Origin of the sequence: Synoicihabitans lomoniglobus, from assembly GCF_029023725.1 — a bacterium.
Taxonomy (GTDB): Bacteria; Verrucomicrobiota; Verrucomicrobiia; order Opitutales; family Opitutaceae; genus Actomonas; species Actomonas lomonigloba.
In genome coordinates, this window is sequence record NZ_CP119075.1 from 2,903,676 (window position 1) to 2,923,776 (window position 20,101).

A 20,101-nucleotide genomic window follows, 5' to 3' on the forward strand; every position below is an offset into this window, starting at 1 on the left:
GGGCCGACGCTCCATGCCTTCAAAACCGTGAAACCTAGATTCGGTATTTTTCACGCTATGGCTTGGGTTCTATTCGGCAGCATGCCGATGCGGGCCAACTTGTTGGACGTCGAGTCGGGTCGGCCGATCATGCGAGATTTTCGCCCCACCGAATATTTGGGCCATCCGCAGATCTTCGACATCACGGCAGGCACGGATGGCTTCATCTATTTGGCCAACGTGCAGGGTATTCTCCAATTCGACGGCGTGCGGTGGATGCATCATTCCGCGCCCCTGACCTATACCTATCGCATCGCCGCCACTCCGGACGGACGCGTGTGGAGTTCGGGCATGGATCATTTGGGTTACTACCTCGCCACGCCGGGAGAGTTGAAAATGACCTACCACTCCGTGTTGGACGAATTGCCGCCGGAGTTGCGCAGCGTCGGTCGCGATGGCAGCGTCCGGGAACATCTGGGTGACCCCTATTTGAGCACGCCCAATGGCTTGGTTCGCTATCGTGAAAACGATTTGAGAATTTGGCCCAGCGCCGAGCCCGGTGAAGGCGAAGAACTGATCAAAGCCGGCGACGAACTCTATTGGATTTCTGCTCACGACCAACTCGTTCAAATCGTCGGTGACGAACTCATCACGGTGGCACGCGATGCGGACATTCTGGCCGGGCGGCGACCTTTCGCCGTGCCGCGGGAAGGTGCCGATCCGTTGTGGGTGGTCGGCGAGCGAGGGGTTTTCGAACTCGATAAAACCACGCAGTCATTTCGCCGCGTCGACGGCGCACTGGATGCGCTCGTCAAAACGACACGAGTGAACGCGGCGTTGAATCTGGGCGACGGATCCATCGCGGTCGCCACCAGCCAGCGGGGACTCGTTATTGCGCTGCTCGATGGCAGCCGCGTGCGCCGACTCGACCGTGAAAACGGTCTCGCGGACAACGCCGTGCTCTCCTTGTTCATCGATCCGACCGGCGGCCTTTGGGCGGGACTGAATTCCGGCGCGGTGCGTATCGACTTTCGCAGCGCGGTGACGATATTTGATGAGACCAACGGCCCCACCCCGGGGACGATCGACGGGTGGTATCGTTACCATGGAGACGTATATGCGGGAGCGTTCGATGGCCTGTATCGTTTGCAGCCCCCCCATGCCCAAACGGGAGACTCCGCCCACTTTACTCGTATCGTTTCCGATCTCACCAACGTCTTTGCGTTCAGCACGATCGATGACCAACTCATCTTCTCCAGCGCGGCGGGTCTGCACCGTTTGCTACCGGACGACCAACACGAGCTGCTCATCGATCTGTCGAAGAGCCAACCCAAGATGCTCGTTCCTTCGAAATTCCACCCGGGCCGCTACTTCATCGCAGGCCAGGATGGTTTTTTTGTGGTCGAGCGCACCGAGGAGGGGCAATGGGAGATCATCGCGCAACAACTCGGCGTCGGAATTTGTTTTACGCTCGTCGAGGAGGACGACGGTGACGTCTGGGTCGCCAGTTACAGCACGGGGTTCTGGCGTATCCCAGCGGCCAATACAGTTCAGGTCGGGACGGCATTCGAGTTCGAAAACTACCACCACGGCCACGGGCTGCCGGAGGCCATGACGTGGACCACGGTCACTCCGGGCAGCCACGGCACCGTTTTCTTTACCGATGCGGGTGGGGTGAAATTCAACAAAAACTCCCGACAATTCGAACCGGATGATCGCTATCCGATCAACGGTTCCAACGACCACGCCATGACCCCGACGATCGTGACACCCGACGGTGCCACGTGGGCGTCGGTCTTCGGCGAAAGCGCGATGTCGGCCCAGTATCCGTTTGGCCGTTTTCTTCCCCAATCCGACGGCTCACTGCTCTGGCGCTCCGCCCCCGGCCCGGTGCTCGATGAGATCGGATTCGCCGGGGTGGCCGTGGTGCACGTGGATGAAAGTGGTGAGCAGCCCGTATTGTGGGCGCGGGGATACGACAACCACGTGCGCATTGAGCTGGATCGTCTCGCGGAGTCGGCCTCGCCTTGGCAAGCCGCCATTCGGTCGGTGCGTCAAGGCGATCGCCACCTGCCTCTGGCGGGACTGACGGCCGGGCAAACGGACTATCAACTTCCGTATTCGCGCGAACCCATTGTCTTCGAATTCGCCAATCCGCGTTTCGACTTGGCGACGGGTCTGCGGTATCAGACGCGCTTGTTGGGCTTCAGCCCGCGATGGTCCGAGCCGAGTGAAATTCCCCAGGTCAGTTTCACCAATCTCGAGGGCGGACCTTTCACCTTGGAGGTCCGTTCGATGGATCAGGCTGGTTCGATCAGTGACACGGCGCGCTTTGATTTCCGGGTCACTCCGCCGTGGTATCGGCGCCACGTGTCCTATGCGGGTTACCTTGTCGGGGTGATCGGGTTGCTCGTCGGGTTCGAACGTTGGCGCGCGGGCAAAGCAGAACGGGAACGACAACGCCTCGCGCAATTGGTCGATCAACGCACCGCGGAACTCGCGATTGCAAAGACGGATGCCGAAACCGCCAACCGCGCCAAATCCACTTTTCTTGCCAACATGAGCCATGAACTGCGCACGCCTCTCAATGGCGTGATCGGCTATGCCCAAATCCTCGAACGCAACCCTACTCTCGACGAGAACGGCCGCGAACAGGTCCGCGTCGTGGCGTCCTCCGGTGAGCACTTGCTGACCATGATCAATGAAGTGCTTGATTTTTCCAAAATTGAAGCCGGCAAACTGGAACTGCGCACCGCCCCGTTCGACCTCGCTCACCTCCTGCGCGACATCGCCGTCACCACCGAAATGCGTGCCGCGGACAAAGGGCTCGCTTTCGAAATCGTGGCCGACCCCCACCTGCCGAGCCACCTCCTCGGCGATGCGCCCAAGCTGCGCCAGGTGCTCGACAACTTGCTCAGCAACGCGGTCAAATTTACCCACGAAGGTCGGGTCACCCTTACCGTTTCGACAATCGAGGGTTCCGCCGGCCCGAGGATTCGTTTCCACGTCAACGACACCGGCGTAGGTCTCTCCCATGAGGACCAAGCGAACCTCTTCGAGCCCTTCCACCAGGCCGTCGATGCGCGACCGCCCGAGCCGGGCACGGGTCTGGGCCTCTCGATTTCCCGACGCCTCGTGGAGATGATGGGAGGCGAAATCTCCCTGCGCAGTGCGAAAGGCAAAGGCAGTTCATTCACATTCGATCTGCCGGCGGAAATCATGCCGAGCGAACCGGCCGACGTTCCCAGCATCCGCCGCATCGTCACCGGCTACGCGGGCCCGCGTAGATCGCTCTACGTGGTCGATGACGTGGCCGTGAACCGCCATCTACTGCGCGATTTACTCACGCCCCTCGGCTTCACGGTCGCATTGTTCGAGTCCGCCGCCAACGCGCTCGCCGCCCTCGCCCGCGAACGACCCGATGCCATTATTCTCGATCTGAGGATGCCGGGTATGGATGGTCTTGAAATGACGCGCGTCGTGCGTCGCACCTACGGCCCCACCCCGCGCATCGTGCTCATGTCGGCATCGGTGCTTTCCTTCGACGCGCAGGTCGCGCTCGACGCCGGTTGCGACGATTTCCTCCCGAAACCATTCCGGGAGGACGACCTCTTCCAACGCATGAGTCGCGTCCTGGGGTTGCAATGGATCGAAAACGAAGCATCTCCGATCAGCAGGGACCCGGATTCTCATTCGCCAGCATCGGGGGCGACCACCGACGCGTGCTGGGTTCGCACTCTCCTGCCCATGGCGCAACGCGGCGACATTCGAGGTCTTCGTTCGGCGCTTGCCGAGATATCCCGCACCGCTCATCCGCCGCCGCCCTTGATCGCCGAACTGCAAAACCTCGCCGCGCGCTTCCAAATGGATCGCATCCGCACCCGGTTGGAGGAATTGAGCGTCACCGAAAGTTAGGGTGTAATCCTTACCGACTGATTGACGGACCCTGCGCAATCGTTTCGCATTTGCCCGATCCCCATGTCCGATACCGCCACTGTTCTCGTCGTCGACGACACTCCTGCCAATGTGGGGGTGCTCCTCGAAGCATTGGGCGACGCCGGCCACGAGGTATTGGTCGCCGAGAGCGGACAAAGTGCGCTCGCCCAGCTGCAGCACGCCACGCCTGATCTGATCCTGCTCGATGTCATGATGCCCGGACTCGATGGATTCGAAACCTGCCGCCGCCTCAAGCAAAACGCCAAATGGCGCAGTATCCCGGTGCTCTTCATGACCGCACTGGACGAACCTGCCCAGAAAGTCCGCGCGTTCGACGAAGGAGCGGTCGACTACATCGTCAAACCGTTCTTCGAACAGGAAGTATTGGCGCGGGTGAAAACCCATCTGGAACTCCTGTCCCTCCGGCGCAATTTGGAGGACGAACTCGCGTTGCGTATCGACGCGGAAAACCAATTGGCAAAATCACTCGACCGCGCCGTCATCATCACCGACGCCCGCGGCATGGTGGTGTTTACCACGCGCCTCGCGGAATCACTGCTGCACCGCCATTGCGATGACTATCAGACCGCCGGCGAACTACCGGCCAGCCTGCGCCGACCCGACTCCGGTCTCACGTTGCGTCGCTTCACCGAGTCAGGTCGCGACGACCTCTCGTTTTTCGTCCTCGAAGAAAAAGCCCCGTCGCCCAACCCCTCGGCTCTCCTCGCCCTCGGACTCACGTCGCGGGAGGCCGAAGTGCTGTGGTGGATCGCCCAGGGCAAAAGCAACCCCGACATCGCGACCATCCTCGGCGCCGGCGTGCGCACCATCCACAAGCACGTGGAAAACATCTTCCGCAAACTCGGTTGCGAAACCCGCGCGGCCGCGGCCGTCACCGCGCAGGAAGCCCTGCGGCCCGGCGGCATCGCCACGAACTAAAATTTTCCGCCGCGACCCTCGCCGCCCACATCAGCCTAATTAACGCAGTTCACAGAAGGTAACAAAGTTAACAAAGCGCTGTAAAAACGTGAGTTAAATCGAGTAAATTGCATGGCATCCAACTCACCTTACGGGTGAATGAATTGATGCCCATAATCGCCTGCAACTCGTTCCAGCTTCGTGCTCTTCGTTGCCTTCTGTAAAATCCAACTGCGGAATTTAGGATCAGCGGAGCTGCTGCGCGAGCCGCTGTATCTCCTGGGCAAATTGACTGCCCGCGGGCGGCTGCAGCACCCGGTGGGCGATGGTGAGCACCATGCCGGCATCGTTACGTCGTGCCTGGCCCAGCGTGTAATCGAAGAACGGTTCCACCAACCGATCAAACGCATCCATGCCCGCGCCCACCCCGAACTGGCGCAACGCGTTCTGAAACACGCGCAACTGCACTTCCGGTGGGTCCTCCACCATGGTGCGGTTAAGCATTTCCGCCGCCTGTGAGATCGCGAGATCCGAGCGGTCGACGGTGAACTTGCGGGCGAGTTGACGCTCCTCGTGATCGGCGGCGCTGGTTTGACCACGTTCGCGCATCGCCGCGATGACCTCGCGCATGAACCGGGCGTTGAGATCAGGGTAACGTTGGAATGAGCGTGCGGCCGATCGCATCGTGCTCTCGCGTTTGATCACCGGCCACTCCGCCGTGCTTTGCGCCAGCAGCAACAGTTCCCACGCCGCCACGTTGCGCGACTCGTAGTTGACCGCACGCTGCGCCGCGGCGATCGCGTCCTCCACTTCATTGCGGCGCAAGTGTTCCTGCGCCATGAACTGCCAGGCGCGGGACTGCTGGTAATTCGGCAGGAACCGGAATCGTTCCGCCAAAAACGCCAGCTCGTGGTCGTTCACATTGGCCCACGTCTGCGGATCAAACGCGACGCCCGCGACGTATTGCTGCTCGGCGTAACGGCCGACATCGAGCCGCCATTTCTGCTTCGCATCCAAGTAGCCAAACCAAGCGTGGCGCCCATCCAGTCCGACCCCGCGAAACAACAACGTCGGCACGCCGCGCGCTTTACCCATCTCGCTGGCGAAATAACCTTGGTCGATGCAAATGCCGCCTTGGCTCAAAATCGTCGGCAACGTGTAACTCGAGCCCGGCCAGTCGAAGATCGACTGATCCGCCCGATCGTCGCGATACCTGATCGCATCATAAGTTCCCGGCAACGTGCTGAAATTAAGCTGCGGACTCGCCTGGGCCCAGCGCAAGTCTTCGAACGATGCCGCCGCACTCACGACAAACTTCAACTCCGACGCCTTAAGTCGCTGCAACCGGTGCAACGTCTTGCGCGCGCGGTCCGACTTCACCCAAAAATGAAACGCCTCCAACGGCTCGGGTAACGTGCGCGGCAACAATTCCGGCGACACTTGTCCGTGGGGCCAATGCGGCGGCGGCGGCACGTCGAAGACCAACGCAATCGCGAGCGCCAGTTCCTGATACGCGACAAAGTCCGCCGGATCGTCCTGATACAACCGATCCAGAATCGCCAAAACTCCGGGCAAATAATCGTAAGGCGTGAGCAGGTCGAAAAAGCTGCGCGAGAGCTCCCGGTCGGAGATCAGATTAACAAAAAACTGCGGCGAAACCATCGCACTGAGCGCCCGCGAAGGCGGATCGTAATCGCGCGCCATGTTGGCATGGCCAAGTCGCGCCGAGTTGATCGCGTTGGCCCAGCGCCGGGTGACCTCGCGCTCATTCGTCCCCATCAGCCGCGACCAACGCGCCACCAGCAACCAACCCTCCATGGCATCCGTGCGATTTTTGGCTTTGGCGACCAGCGCCGCGTTACTCGCCGTCGTTTCAATCTCCGCCCAAACGAGATCCGGTGAGCTGTGCAGCGTCGCTTTAACCCACTCCTCGGTCGGCGGCTGCAACGCGGCTGCGGGCGACACTTCGACCGCGGCCGAGGCGACGGACATCAGCGCAAGGCATCCCACCGCCAGCGCCCAGGTCCGCACCCAGCCATGCCACCAGACCGAACGAACGTGGTAATGTCCGGCGGCCATCGTTCAGGACCGACGGTAGCGTCCGGCGCCTTTGCCGCCGCGTTTTTTGCCCTGCCCGACCTTGGCCAGTTTTTTGTAGTCCCCCGTGCGCAGCGCTTCGATCTGATCGCGCAACAACGCGGCCCGTTCGAACTCCAAACGAGTGGAGGCATCGGTCATTTCGACCTCCAGTTCGGCGATCACCGCCGCCACGTCTTCGCCACTGTCTTCGGCCGCCGCGAGCTCGACCTCCGTTGATTTTCCGGTGCCGTCGTAGACATGAAGACTGGCCTGAGCCGAGCGCTGCACCCCGCGCGGCGTGATGCCGTGAGCTTGGTTGTAAGCCAGCTGCTTCTCGCGGCGGGACTGGGTGACTTCGAGGGTGCGGAGAATGGAGTCCGTGCGTTTGTCGGCGTAAAAAATCACGCGACCTTTCTCATGTCGGGCCGCGCGACCAGCCGTCTGAATGAGCGACGTCGCACTGCGCAGGAAACCTTCCTTGTCGGCATCCAGAATCGCGACCAGCGCGACCTCCGGAAGATCCAATCCCTCCCGCAGCAGATTGATCCCGATCAACACATCAAAGTTACCCAGGCGCAGATTGCGCAGGATCTCCACCCGCTCGATCGCATCGATGTCGGAGTGCAAGTATTCGACCCGAATGCCGGACTCGCGCAGATAACTGGTAAGATCTTCTGAAAGCCGCTTGGTGAGGGTGGTGACGAGCACGCGCTCCCCCGCCGCGACCGCGGCGCGCACCTCGCCCATGAGGTCCTCCACCTGGCCCTTGATCGGCCGCAACACGATCTCGGGATCGAGCAATCCGGTGGGACGAATCACCTGCTCGGCCACGACGGCGGAATGCTCGATTTCATAGGCGGCCGGCGTCGCCGAGACGTAGAGGGTCTGTTTCGTGATTTCGCGAAACTCGGCAAAAGATTGCGGTCGATTTTCGATGGCCGACGGCAACCGAAATCCGTGATCGACCAGCACCGTCTTGCGCGCCCGGTCGCCGTTGAACATACCGCCGATCTGCGGCACGGTGGCATGACTTTCGTCGAGAAAGACCATGAAATCCTCCGGGAAAAAATCGATCAGACACGTCGGGCGCTCACCTTCCGTCCGTCCCGCCATGTGCATCGAGTAGTTCTCGATACCGTTGCAAAACCCCATCTCCTGCAGCATCTCCAAATCATAATTCGTCCGCATGCGCACGCGCTGGGCTTCGAGATACTTGCCGGCCGCTTCGAACTCGGCCACCCGTTCGTCGAGCTCGGCTTTGATCTTGGCCACCGCGCCCTCCATTTTGTCCTTGGTCGTGACGTATTGATTGGCGGGATACAGGTCGAATTGATCCAACGAGCGAATCGTGTCCCCGGTCAGCGGATCGAACTCGCTGATGCTTTCGACATCGTCGCCCCACAACTCGACGCGCAGGGCCTGCTCGCTGTAGGCGGGCATCACGTCGATCACATCGCCCCGCACGCGGAAACGACCGCGCTTCAGATCGTAGTCGTTGCGCTCGTAAAGGTTGTCGACCAGCCGCTCCAGCAACTCCTGCCGCGGCAGGGTTTTGCCCCGGCGCAGTTCCAACCGCAGCGTTTTGAAGTCCTCCGGTGAACCGAGTCCGTAAATACAGGATACGGACGCGACCACGATCACATCGCGGCGCGATACGAGCGAGCTGGTGGCGGCGATGCGCAGGCGTTCGATCTCCTCGTTGATGGATGAATCCTTCTCGATGAAGGTGTCCGTGGAAGAGATGTAGGCCTCGGGCTGATAATAATCGTAGTAACTGACGAAGTATTCGACCGCGTTGTCGGGAAAGAAGTTTTTGAACTCGGAATACAGCTGCGCCGCCAGGGTTTTGTTGTGCGACATGATCAACGTCGGCCGGTCACACTGCGCGATGACATTGGCCATCGTGAACGTCTTACCCGACCCCGTCACCCCCAGCAGCGTCTGATCGCGGTTCCCGGCCTTGATCGACTTCACCAAGGCCTCGATCGCCTGCGGTTGGTCGCCGGTCGGTTCGTAATCGGAGGCTAGTTTGAAAAGCGACATCAGGTTAAAACGTGAAACAGGGTTTTCCGGGTCAAAGTCGAGCGGCGGAACTGTCGATCAAACCCATGAGATCCTCCACCGCGAGTTCGTCGAGACGGTGCACGACCCGGTCAACGAGAGGAGTGAGCGTGGCGGCATCGTGCGTGGTGGCGACGCCCACGACTTTGATACCCCCGGCGCGAGCGGCTTCGATCCCGGCAAACGCATCCTCGAAGACGATACAGTGCTCCGGGGGCCGGTTGATTTTCCCGGCGGCCTTGAGGAATACCTCCGGGTGCGGTTTGCCGTCGGTGACATCCTCCGCCGTCACGATGTCGTCGAACAGTCCTTCGAATTTCATCACGCCGAGAATGGTATCGATATTCTGCCGATGCGTCGACGAACCCACGCAGGTGGGAACACCGGCGGCTCGCAGGCGATCGAGAAAATCATGCACCCCGGGCAGCGCTTCCAAGCCTTTCTCAACCACGATCTCACGATATAATGCCTCCTTCCGCAGCGACAGGCGGCGCACCTCCGCGGGATCGGACGCCCAGCCGAGGAGGTTCGGAATGATGAACTCATTCTTCTTGCCGAAGCCCTGCACGAAATGGTCCGGCGGGAGCTCCCGGCCCTCCTCCGTCGCGAGGCGCTCCCAGCTTTCCTCGTGTTGCTTTGATGAATCGATGATGACGCCGTCCCAGTCGAACAGCATGCCCATTTCGTTTGGCTGCATAGTCATGAAAATTTGGCGGAGCGGCTTAGATACCGAACACCTTGAGCACACTGTTCCAGATCGCCTGCCAGAAGCGAGCGGGTCCGCCTTTTTCCGGATCGTTGGCCGTCTCCTGCAGGACAAACATGCCCTGCCCCGCGAACAAGTCGTCGAACAACGGGTTCATGTTGCGGTAGTAGCCCCAAAACGTTTCCGCCCGCACCGGCAGGTAGTCCAGCGACGGCGTGAATCCGATCGTGGCGAGCTGGTTGGTGCGCCGGGCCGGCTGGGTTTTATCCGACGTGCTTTGCAATACTTCCGCCCGCACACCGCGACTGCCCGCGACCACCAGACGGCACGGCCCCACAAATTCGAAGAAACGAAACTGCAGGGTCACCCACGCCTGCCAGCGAAACAGGGTCCAACGGCGGCGAATCTCCACCTTCTCTTCGTCGTGCGTGATCACGCCGACGAGAAAACTCGGACGCAAAATCAACGAGGCCCCTTCGGGCACTTCGATCACGGACAACTCCGTGTGCGGATCATCGCTGTTGGACAACGTCAGCGAAGAGCGCTCCCCTGCCTTCGTATTGCGCATCTCCACGAGCTCGGTGAGCCCGCAGGCCACACTCGTGAACGGAATCGCCCAATCGAACAGAAAGCGGGTCTTGCGCGAGAGATGCTCATCACTGGCTTGCAGGAACTTTTCCTTCACCCGCAGCACTTCGCCCGACCACAACTTGACCTCGGTCGAAACCGCGCTCGGTCGCACGTGCGGCATCGCCACCAACTCCGTGTCGAACCGAATCGGTTTGCCGCGCGAAAGCACGGGCGCGAGCACGTAATACGCGAGTAACTTGACCACGGTCGGACCGAAGAAGTAGACCAACAACGCGATCAGCAGATAGCCCTTCGACTGGTCCCAGGCATTGCGCACGTAGTGCGACACCACCGACTCCGACTCGGCCGCCCCGACGAGGTCCTTCTCAATGTTGGTCAACTGGAACGAGAGATCCTCGGACTGGCCGATGGCGTGTTGCAACTGCTCGGTCAGCGCGGCGATTTTACCCGCGGATTCCTGTTTGAGGGCCTCCATGCGCTGGACTTGCTGGACATTCGCAGCCTGCTGTTCCGCGTTGCCGAACAGGCTCTCCCACCAGCTTTCCAGGGCCCGCAAATTGGCGATGATTTTATTGGCGGCGGCCACGCGGCGTTCCTGCTCGCGCACTTCGGATTTCAGGTTGGCCACCGCTTGCAACGCCGTCGCCTGCGCGGCGACGATCTCCACTCGTGACGCTTCGAGCCGCTCGATAAACTCTTCCCGCCGCGTCTCCGCATCCACCTGATCCCGCGCATACAGCCAGATGCCCATCGCCACCAAAGCGACGACTGCGATCAACACCGCGACGCCGACCTTTTGAAGCAGCCAGGTGCCCAGGCGGTAGAGAAAACCATACATTGACCATAGACTGAGGCAGTCATTCGCAGGATTTCAACCGCGCTTGTTACTGTGCCCCGGCAACTAACTCGGCGAACACGGTTGCCGTCTCAACCCGCTGCGCTAGCGTGCCGATAACAAACCTCTATATGTCCAAAGTCATTATTTCGTCCCTCTACTCATCGGACGTCTTCACAATGGCCTGCCGCCAGTTCGATCAAGCGGCCGACGCCATCAATTTACCGGAATCGCTGCGTGATCGCACCAAATATCCCCGACGGTGCGTGGCGTTTTCGCTCCCGATCCAACGCGATGATGGCAGCGTCACCGTATTCGAGGGATACCGCGTTCAACACAATCTCTCCACCGGCCCGTCCAAGGGTGGCATCCGTTTTCATCAGGACGTGACGCTGGGCGAAGTCGCCGCCCTTTCGATGTGGATGAGTTGGAAGTGTTCGCTCATGGGCATTCCCTACGGCGGCGCCAAAGGTGGCGTCATCGTGAATCCGGACCAGCTCACCGCCAAGGAACTGGAGCGACTCGCCCGCCGCTACATGCAGGAGTTGATCCCTTTCATTGGTCCCGACGTGGATGTGCCTGCTCCGGACATGGGCACCAACGAACAAATGATGGGGTGGATGATGGACACCTACTCCAATCATGTCGGCCACATCGAACCCGCCATTGTCACCGGCAAACCCATTGCGCTGGGCGGCTCGGCCGGTCGACGTGAGGCCACCGGTGCCGGCGTCGCCTACCTGGTTAAACTTTATTTGGAGGATCTGAAAATCCCCCTGGGCGAGACCACGGTCGCGATTCAGGGCTTTGGCAACGTCGGCAGCGAAGCCGCTCTGGCGCTCGTGGCCTACGGGGCCAAAGTGATCGCAATCTCCGATTGGACGGGCGGCATCTACAATGCCAAGGGCATCGATATCGGCAAAGCGCTCCAATACATCGCCTCCGAAAAGGTCCTCACCGACTTCGACGGCGGCGACCAGATCACCAACGACGAGCTACTTGCCCTGGAGTGCACCGTGCTCATTCCCGCCGCCCTGCCCCGGGTTATCAAAAAGGACAACGCCGACAAGGTGCGTTGCCGCATTCTCGCGGAAGGAGCCAACGGACCGACCACCAACCTCGCCGAACGCATGCTCATCAAGCGCGGCGATGTGCTGATCATTCCCGATGTGCTCTGCAACGCCGGCGGCGTGACTGTCTCCTATTTCGAGTGGCTGCAAAACCGGCAGAACTATTACTGGGACCGCGAGGAAGTGATGGCGAAGCTGTTCAAGATTCTACTTCGGGCCAAAAACGCTGTCGAAGCGCAGAAGGCCAAGTTCGGCTTCAGCCGCCGCCTCGCCGCCCAAACGTTGGGCATTCAACGCGTCGCCGACGCCAAAGCCAGCCGCGGTCTCTTCCCGTAAACCGCAGCTCCCGAAAATCCCCACGGGTCGGTGCCTGCGTTGGAATTGGGGTTTACTAAAGTGGGGATTTCCCACGCGGCCAGGCCGGGTGGATCAAATCGTTCCCAGCAAGAGGAAGCAGGCCGACATCACGATGGTCGGCAACACCGCACCGGCCAACAGTCCGAGTGGCGAGACCCCCGACGGGAAGTAACGTTGCAGGATCGATTGGCCCGCCGGATTCGGCGCGTTGGCGATCACGGTCAAACCGCCGCCGGTCACCGCCCCCGCCACCACGGCGTATTTGAGTTCCTCCGTGAAGCCCGGCACCAAGGTCGCCAAATAGGTGATGGCGGCATTGTCATTGAACGCGGTGAGAATCGTCGCCCCGGCAAACAAGGGCACTTCGCCGAGACTCTTCAGCACCGGCGCAATCCACCAACCTTGCAAACCACCGTGCGTGACCAGACCCGCGAGGAAAAAGCCCACCAACAGCGGTGGTTTCAGATCGATTTTGGCTTGGTGGTGGGCCGTCGCCTGGGCAAATGCCAGGAAGAACAAAAAGCCACCGATGAACAGCGCCGGATGATGCGCCACAAACACCGTCCATGCCATGAAGACCATCTGCACCGTCGTGATCCAAGCCGGCACCGGCTCACCGTCGCGGGAACGGGTTTCGCTGTTCGCGGCCGCCTTGGCTCGCTTGTCCATTTCGGCGAATTCACCACGGAAGATCGCGTAGTAAATACCGGTGGAAATCAGGATGCCGATCAATGCCTTCCACCCGAAATGCTCAAACATGTAGGGCATGTCCCAGCCCCACGGTCCCGCGACCATCAGCACGGGCGGCGCCGCGAAATGGGTGAACGTGCCGCCCACCGATACGTTGACGAATAACAAACCGATGGACGCATAGGCGAACCGCAAGGACGGCTTCAGCTCATAGAATTGACGCGCCAGCAACAGGGCCGAAATCGTCATGGCAGCGGGCTCTGTGATGAATGAACCCAGCAACGGTCCCACGATCAGAATCGATAACCACCAGGCCGCCACGGATCGCTTTCCGAGTGACGCCACCGCCGAAAGACAGAACCGCGCGAATCGCAGCACCGGGCGCGAAGAGGCCATGGCCATGATCACCACCACGAACATCGGCTCGGTAAAATTGACCCCCTGGTCGATGTAGCCGAGCGCCGTGTCCCAGCCCTTTTCAATCGACAACGCGACCAAAAGCACCACCGCCCAAATGCCAAACACCGCTTCCACTTCGCCCAGGAAGTGCAACATTTGGCCCTTGAAACTCACTTCATCGGGTTTGCCGTCCCCATCGTAATCGGTCTCGGGATCACGATAACGCGCTTTCAGTTTTTCGTTGTGCTCGTGCTCCACCTCGTGGGCCCAATGCCGGAATTTCGCCGTGAGAAACGTATGGAAAATCGCGAGCAGGAAAATGACCGTTGCAACCAGGTTGAACGGCTCCGCCGCGATGCGTCCTTTCAAGGTTTCAATCACACTGGTGGTCTCGTGATCCCCATACTGCTCCAGCGGCAGCGGGAAATTAAGATCCGCCCCATGCGAACCGTCGCCGCCTCCCGCCGCGGAGACCGTGGCCGCCAAACCGACCAACAACAGACTGATGAAAACGGAACGAAAAGATGACAACCGTGCAGGCATGGACCCGACGGATAAAGTCCAGCGGGACAGGCGCAAGCGATTCAGGCCGATTATCGGTCGATTTTAGTCCAGCAACGCCACGAGATCGACCAAGCGCGTGATAAAGTGATCCGCTCCCGCCTTCACTTTATCCCGCGCCACATAGGCCCCGTAGCCTACAAACATATCCACCTCGGGTTTGGTTTCCAAATCACTTACCCCATCCCCCACCATCACGATACGAGCCGGAGCCAACGCCGTTTTCAACTGACGGATCACCTCCGGCTTACCGCCGGAACGCGTCGTCGGATAATCGGTGGCATAGCCCGTATATTCGCCCGCCGCATCGAAATAAAGATCCACCGCCTCGACGCGATCGATCTCCAAGAAATCCGCCAGCGGTCGGATCGCCGGGCGAAATCCACCGCTAAGGATGAGCGGAGTCCACCCTTTGGCGCGCAAGGCCTGCAACGTGGCCAGCGCCGTGGGCTCAACCGTCTCGATGTATCGCTGTCCCACCGCGGCGACATCCGCCGCCGACGGTTGGATGATCTCCAAGCGACGCCCGAACACGGCCTCGACGGCGAGGCGGCCGTCCATGGCGTCATGGGTCATGGCCTCGACTTGGGCAAACACCTCGGGTCCACGCACGCGGGCGAGTTCATCCACACCCTCGATCGCGCTGAGGGTGCTGTCGCAGTCGAAAACAATGAGGCGGGGAGCAGGGTTGGACACGGCGCGAACGGCACCCGACCGAGCCGCGCGCCGCAACCAAATTCCCGCCGGGGAATGCGCGGAGCAGTTTCGGGTGGCAGCGCCCGGCGGGCAGGAGGTGGGTGCTATCGCGCGCAAGCCCGCTCCTACCCACGATACCGATGTAGGATCGTGCTCGCGCGCGATCCCCTTGCCTCTCCCCATCCCGAACGTCTCCGCCCCGGTCGCCTCGTCACCCCTTGCCCCCGGGCAATAAAAAACCCGTTCCGCGAACGGAACGGGTTTTTTGAAAAAGTCGTCTGAACGGGCGGGCCGATTACTTGGCGCCGCGGACGCGCTTGAACTTGTTCGAGAACTTCTCGATGCGGCCGGCGGTGTCGACGAGACGCTTCTCGCCGGTGTAGGCGGGATGCGAGTCGCTGGTGACGTCGCGCACGACAACTTGGTATTCGACGCCGTCAATGGTCTCCTTGCGGGAGGACTTGAGGGCGGAGCGGGTCAGGAATTTCTTGCCCGTGGCAACGTCGACGAAGCAGACGTTGTTGAGTGAGGGATGGCCTTCAGCTTTCACGATTGGGTGCTTTCCGGGTTAAACGCCGATTAACCTTGGCGAGCCTTGAAACGAGGCTCGACCTTGTTGATCACGTAGATGCGGCCCTTGCGGCGAACAACTTGGCAGGCCGGATGGCGCTTCTTGGCGGATTTGATTGAGGAGACGACTTTCATGGAAAAGGGGCAAAAACACTGAGCGAAAGAGCCGCTGTCAATGGTTTACTAAGCAAGCGCGAAAGTATGCTGTTTTCCAGTGAGTTACGTAGGATGACGCCGATTGGTTTCAACGCCATCCCATCGCGTAAAATCGCGAATCAGCCGTCGGCGCGTAGTTTGGCGTCGGATTCGATGGCGGATTTGATGCGATCGAGCTCCGCCGCGACCTCGGTTTTTACAACCTCCAGATCGGTGCCCTCGCCCACCGGAGCGTTGGCGAAGACGTAGAACTTCATCTTCGGCTCCGTGCCACTGCCCCGCGCCGCGAACGAGTAGCCGTTGGCCATGCTCACGAGGTAAAGGTCCTGCTTGGGGATCAGTTCGTCGTCGGCGTCGCGGATATCCATCACGCCAAAATCCTCAAATTTCGAGACGGCCACGCCGCCGAACTCGGTCGGCGGGTTGTCGCGGTAAGTCGACAGAATGCGGGCAATCTTGTCCGCGCCGGTGGCCCCTTCGTAGTAAAGATTGATCGTGCCTTCGAGGAAGTAACCGTGTTGCCTATACAACGCGTCGAGGCGGTCGAGCACGGTTTCGCCGCTGGCTTTCACCGCCGCACAGAACTCGGCAAACATGAGGCAGGCCGCGTTGCCGTCCTTGTCGCGCACGTAGTCGTTGGGCAGGTAGCCGTAACTTTCCTCGGTGCCGAACGCGTAAAAGGTGCTGTGTTTTTGCAGCAACTTTGCCCGGGCTTCAAACGGCGTCGCGTCGTAATCCAGACCCACGCCCTCGGCCAGCATGGCCGCCGTGAGTTGCTCCTCGTAAACACGCATCTTGGCGGCGATCCATTTGAAACCGGTGAGGGTATTGATGACCTTCACACCATGCCCGCGACCAATCGCGTCCTGCAGCGGTGAGGTCACAAACGTTTTGATCATCGCGACGTGCTCGGAACCTTCGGCAGGAATCCAGCCCAGTTCCTTGTATTTGCCGATCCGGTAGTCAGCGAGCAATGCCCCGATCTGGTTGCCGGTGAGCAGGTGCATGGCACCATCAGCGCCGCGCACCGCGCAGCCCATGCGATCACAATCGGGGTCGGTCGCGACGATGACGTCGAGGTCCTTCTTTTCCGCCAGTTCGATGGCGAGTTTGAGCGCCTCGGCATTTTCCGGGTTGGGCGATTTGACGGTCGGAAAACGTGGATCGAATCCGCTCTGTTCCGGCACTTCGCAAACCCGGCAACCCGCGTGGGCCAACAAAGGCACCGAGGAGACCCCTCCAACGCCGTGAATGTTGGTGAAGCCCAGACCGAGGTCCGTTTTTTTGAAGATGTCGGGATCGATCGCGGCTTTGGCGGCGGCCGCGAGATAGGCGTCGTCCGCTGGACGCCCCAACGTCACGACCCGATCGGCGGAGACGTCGAGGTAAGTCGACAGGGCGTTGAGCGGCACGGCGTTGACCTGATCGACGATGCCCTTGTCGTGCGGCGGCACGACCTGCGCGCCGTCTTCAAAGTAGGCTTTGAATCCGTTGTCGTGCGGTGGGTTGTGGCTGGCCGTGATCACCACGCCGGTGTGCGCGCCGAGCCAACGCACGCTGAAGCTGAGCTGCGGGGTCGAACGCGGGCCGTCGAAAATGAATGCGTTGCCGCCGAGTTGAATCCAGGTCGACGCGGCGAGTTCGCAAAAGTGGCGGGAGAAATGACGCACGTCGTGCGCGATGACGATGGTCGGCACCTCCGACCGGTCCTGCGCCGCAAGATGGGCGCTGACGTAGCGAAACAATCCCACGACCGCTCGCACCAGCGTGAAATCATTGAGCACATTGCAACCCGCCGCCGCGTGCGTCGGCGTGCCTTGGGGGCCGAGCGTGCCGGCTTCGACCGAGGTCACGACGCGTCCGATCGTGCGACCACGCATGCCACCCGTGCCAAAGGCAAGGTAGCGATAGAAACGGTCGTTCAACTCGTCCCACGCCTCTTGTTGAACGAGTTCACCGATGCTCTCGCCCACCCATGCCGGGAGATCGGCATCGAGCCAGGTTGAGATGTTTTCAACGGCGGACGGCAGTAACTTGCCGGCGTCTCCGGCAGCTTTGATTTGGTCGAGATGGCTCATGAGGAAAAGTCGGATGATACAACCGCAGATTACGCGGATTGGCGCGATATGTTCGAGAGAAGAGTCTTCAAGTTTACGGTGCTAACCTGCAGTCGGAATGCAGTTCATTCCAGCACCGTGCCAGCGCTGATGACCGGTTTCGGATCGGCGGCGGCCCACGCGTCCGCGAACGACGCTTCGTCGTAGCCAAACGAAGGCGCGACTTCGAAAACGATTTCCGGCAGGCCGGATTCATCGGTCGCGAGGTCGGCCCCGGCGGCGTTGGCCCAACGCGCGAATTGACGGAGCTGATCGTCGCGACTCGTCGCCGGAGAATCGACGCCTTCCGCGTTTTTGACCGGCGAAAAATCGTTGGCGCGCTTGGTTTCGATCACCACGGGGTTCTCGGCGAACGGCAGCGCATCGAATACAAACATCTCAAATTTAATGCCGTTGGGCGAAGTCGGATCCACCGCTTCGCCGGCCTCGTCGATGGTGGGAATCTTTTTGTTCGCCAAGTGGAATGGCAGCGCCGCGCCGCCGCCCCCCCGCGCCAGTCCTCGCACAAATTCGCGATCGAGCACGTGAATCGCAATACTGCCCGCCTTGTAGAGCAACTCTCCCGTGGTCGGATCGGTTTGCTCCTGCACCTCTGCCGGTAAATCCGAATATTCGACGACAACGGAACGCCCGTCCTGCACGCAGAAATGTCCGACTTTTTCACCGGCATAGGCCTTCGGCACCATCTTGCTCGACATCTGCGAACGTCGCTCGAGGTGCCAGCCGAGAAAGGCAGGATCGATGCAACGCACCAGCGGATTATCGACCTGAAAATAGCTGATCGTGTCCACGCCCCGTTCGGCCAGAAAATCGAGCGCGCCACTCCGATCCAGCGCCCGCAGGGATCCGCCGTGACCATCGGGTGACATGGCGATACTGCCTTTGGCTTCGAGCATGATCTTCCCGTCGCCATCCACGGCCGGCATACGGCCTTGGCGGAAAAAACGCACCTGACCATCCGCCAGCCCGAAATTCTCGTTTTCGGCAAAAAACGCTTCGGTCGCTTCGTGATTCTGGTGACTGGTCATGATCAACCACGGGATCTCGCAGCCGTAGCGTTGGCCGGCCGCGGCGATTTTTTCGGCAAACACCTGAAAGAGGGTTTTCTTTCGCACGGGCGTGACCGGAAATGTGCCTTTGGGCCCGTTATAACCGAGTCGGGTGCCCTGACCACCCGCGACCGTAAACGCGGCCACGCGACCGGCTCGCAGCGCCGTCTCTCCGGTTTGCAATGCCGTCGCCCACGCCGTCGCATCCCCCCCTTGGTCCGGCAAAGGTTCGTAGGGAGCGGGCGAGAGCGCAGCCAAATCGAGACCACCTTCCGCGCCGCCATCGATCAGGTCCCGCTTCAGCCGGGCGATCTCCTCCAGATCGATTTCCTCGGCCTGCCCCAGCAGGTGAGCCTGCTCATCGGGAGACAAAGTGGAGAAAAACTTGAAGACCTGGCCTTGGCCGGCGGCTTCGAAAGCGGAAATACGTTCGTTCGGAGTCATGCTAAAATCAGGAAGCGGCGACACTTTGAGGCGGGCCCCGGTCGTGCAACGTCATAAACGCAATTGCCGTGCACGTTGATCAGAGATTGCGGCAAAATCCAATTCCGTCTGACTGCTCGCTTCATCCCGTATTGATTATCTGATTTTCCGTGTCTGGCGTCCCTGAAATCGCGTTCCTCGCCCCATTTTTCCTCGTGTTCGAGTTGGTGCAACTTGTCGCCAGCGAACGACTCGTCGGGGTAAAACAAATCGAACGGGGCTCCGATCCGCGACTGGACGCCCCGAGTCAGCGGATGGCGGCGATTTGGACGATCACGCTCACCCTCTACTGGCTGTGGTTGGGCATGATGATGGTGCCCAACTTTGCCCGCGCCCACGTCATCGTGCTGCTGGCGACCTCTCTGGTGGGTTATGCCTTGCGTCGCAATGCCGGGCTGAAATGGATTCTCGTGATTCTGACCTTCGAAGGCGCGATTCGGATCGGCATCCTCGTCGCCCTGATCGGCCGCATCTGGCGGCGAATGTATTGAGCCGCGACGGACGCTACCGTCCGCCCCGCACCGGATCCGCCGCCGCATCGTCCGGCCCCAGGGAAGCCCGAAAAAACGCCTCCGCTTTGGTGACGAGTTTGGCGTATTGGGAATACTGCCCCGCCCACGAGTTGGGCACCGCAATGCGCTGAATCGAGCCGGGCTTGACCTTTCCGTTCACCGTTTCGGCGGAAAACTCGACCGCCAGTTTCGGATCCCGGGTGTGAACGACGTAATGATGAGAATCCCCCGCGGAGGAGTCTTGGTCGATACGCATGAAGTGAGGGTAATTCATCGCGACGCGCCCAACGTGAAACATCGCCCCGCCCAGGGCCACTCCAAAAGCGGCCCGGCGGC

The 20,101-nt window shown here is 60.6% G+C and carries 15 protein-coding genes; 4 read left to right on the plus strand and 11 right to left on the minus strand.

Annotation, left to right across the window (positions count from 1 at the left end; translation table 11 throughout):
* Window positions 1-57: 57 nt before the first annotated feature.
* Together PXH66_RS11395 and PXH66_RS11400 are read left to right on the plus strand one after the other, a co-directional pair.
* Window positions 58-3,894, plus strand: coding sequence for a hybrid sensor histidine kinase/response regulator (locus PXH66_RS11395; RefSeq protein WP_330931610.1), 3,837 nt, complete (start codon window positions 58-60; stop codon window positions 3,892-3,894).
* 63 nt (window positions 3,895-3,957) lie between these two features.
* Window positions 3,958-4,854: a response regulator transcription factor gene (locus tag PXH66_RS11400; RefSeq protein ID WP_330931611.1), complete on the plus strand. Its 897-nt coding sequence runs from the start codon at window positions 3,958-3,960 to the stop codon at window positions 4,852-4,854.
* Window positions 4,855-5,079: 225 nt separating this feature from the next.
* Here PXH66_RS11400 and PXH66_RS11405 read toward each other — a convergent pair whose 3' ends face one another.
* From PXH66_RS11405 to PXH66_RS11420, 4 genes are read right to left on the minus strand one after another with little or no spacing between them, the layout of a single operon-like run.
* The gene (locus tag PXH66_RS11405; RefSeq protein ID WP_330931612.1) at window positions 5,080-6,912 is read right to left on the minus strand and encodes a hypothetical protein; all 1,833 of its coding nucleotides are present in this window, start codon (window positions 6,910-6,912) and stop codon (window positions 5,080-5,082) included.
* 3 nt (window positions 6,913-6,915) lie between these two features.
* The gene (gene uvrB, locus PXH66_RS11410; RefSeq protein WP_330931613.1) at window positions 6,916-8,955 is read right to left on the minus strand and encodes an excinuclease ABC subunit UvrB; all 2,040 of its coding nucleotides are present in this window, start codon (window positions 8,953-8,955) and stop codon (window positions 6,916-6,918) included.
* Window positions 8,956-8,986: 31 nt separating this feature from the next.
* Window positions 8,987-9,670, minus strand: coding sequence for an HAD family hydrolase (locus PXH66_RS11415; protein WP_330932369.1), 684 nt, complete (start codon window positions 9,668-9,670; stop codon window positions 8,987-8,989).
* Between the two features lie 25 nt (window positions 9,671-9,695).
* Entirely contained in the window at window positions 9,696-11,108 is a 1,413-nt protein-coding gene (locus tag PXH66_RS11420; RefSeq protein WP_330931615.1) for a coiled-coil domain-containing protein, read from the minus strand.
* 128 nt (window positions 11,109-11,236) lie between these two features.
* Between PXH66_RS11420 and PXH66_RS11425 the strand changes: the two genes are divergently transcribed.
* A complete protein-coding gene (locus PXH66_RS11425; RefSeq protein WP_330931616.1) occupies window positions 11,237-12,511 on the plus strand; it encodes a Glu/Leu/Phe/Val family dehydrogenase in 1,275 nt (424 codons plus the stop codon).
* A 93-nt stretch (window positions 12,512-12,604) separates the two neighbouring features.
* On the opposite strand, the gene PXH66_RS11430 is transcribed toward PXH66_RS11425, so the two are convergent.
* The 6 genes from PXH66_RS11430 to PXH66_RS11455 form a co-directional block, all read right to left on the minus strand.
* Window positions 12,605-14,164 carry a putative Na+/H+ antiporter gene (locus PXH66_RS11430; protein ID WP_330931617.1) on the minus strand — a complete coding sequence of 520 codons (1,560 nt, stop codon included), beginning with the start codon at window positions 14,162-14,164 and terminating at the stop codon, window positions 12,605-12,607.
* A gap of 63 nt (window positions 14,165-14,227) precedes the next feature.
* Window positions 14,228-14,878, minus strand: coding sequence for an HAD-IB family phosphatase (locus tag PXH66_RS11435; RefSeq protein ID WP_330931618.1), 651 nt, complete (start codon window positions 14,876-14,878; stop codon window positions 14,228-14,230).
* A 295-nt stretch (window positions 14,879-15,173) separates the two neighbouring features.
* Entirely contained in the window at window positions 15,174-15,428 is a 255-nt protein-coding gene (locus PXH66_RS11440) for a type B 50S ribosomal protein L31 (protein WP_330931619.1), read from the minus strand.
* A gap of 29 nt (window positions 15,429-15,457) precedes the next feature.
* Window positions 15,458-15,583: a type B 50S ribosomal protein L36 gene (gene ykgO / locus PXH66_RS11445; RefSeq protein ID WP_221029017.1), complete on the minus strand. Its 126-nt coding sequence runs from the start codon at window positions 15,581-15,583 to the stop codon at window positions 15,458-15,460.
* Window positions 15,584-15,723: 140 nt separating this feature from the next.
* Window positions 15,724-17,682: a phospho-sugar mutase gene (locus PXH66_RS11450; protein WP_330931621.1), complete on the minus strand. Its 1,959-nt coding sequence runs from the start codon at window positions 17,680-17,682 to the stop codon at window positions 15,724-15,726.
* 104 nt (window positions 17,683-17,786) lie between these two features.
* Window positions 17,787-19,214 carry a UDPGP type 1 family protein gene (locus tag PXH66_RS11455; protein WP_330931622.1) on the minus strand — a complete coding sequence of 476 codons (1,428 nt, stop codon included), beginning with the start codon at window positions 19,212-19,214 and terminating at the stop codon, window positions 17,787-17,789.
* Window positions 19,215-19,363: 149 nt separating this feature from the next.
* Here PXH66_RS11455 and PXH66_RS11460 point away from each other — a divergent pair, with 149 nt between their 5' ends.
* Complete coding sequence (locus tag PXH66_RS11460) at window positions 19,364-19,744, plus strand: hypothetical protein (RefSeq protein WP_330931623.1); 381 nt, start codon at window positions 19,364-19,366, stop codon at window positions 19,742-19,744.
* Between the two features lie 13 nt (window positions 19,745-19,757).
* Here the strand turns inward: PXH66_RS11460 and PXH66_RS11465 are convergent, their stop codons facing one another.
* Entirely contained in the window at window positions 19,758-20,021 is a 264-nt protein-coding gene (locus PXH66_RS11465; RefSeq protein ID WP_330932370.1) for a hypothetical protein, read from the minus strand.
* Window positions 20,022-20,101 lie beyond the last annotated feature (80 nt).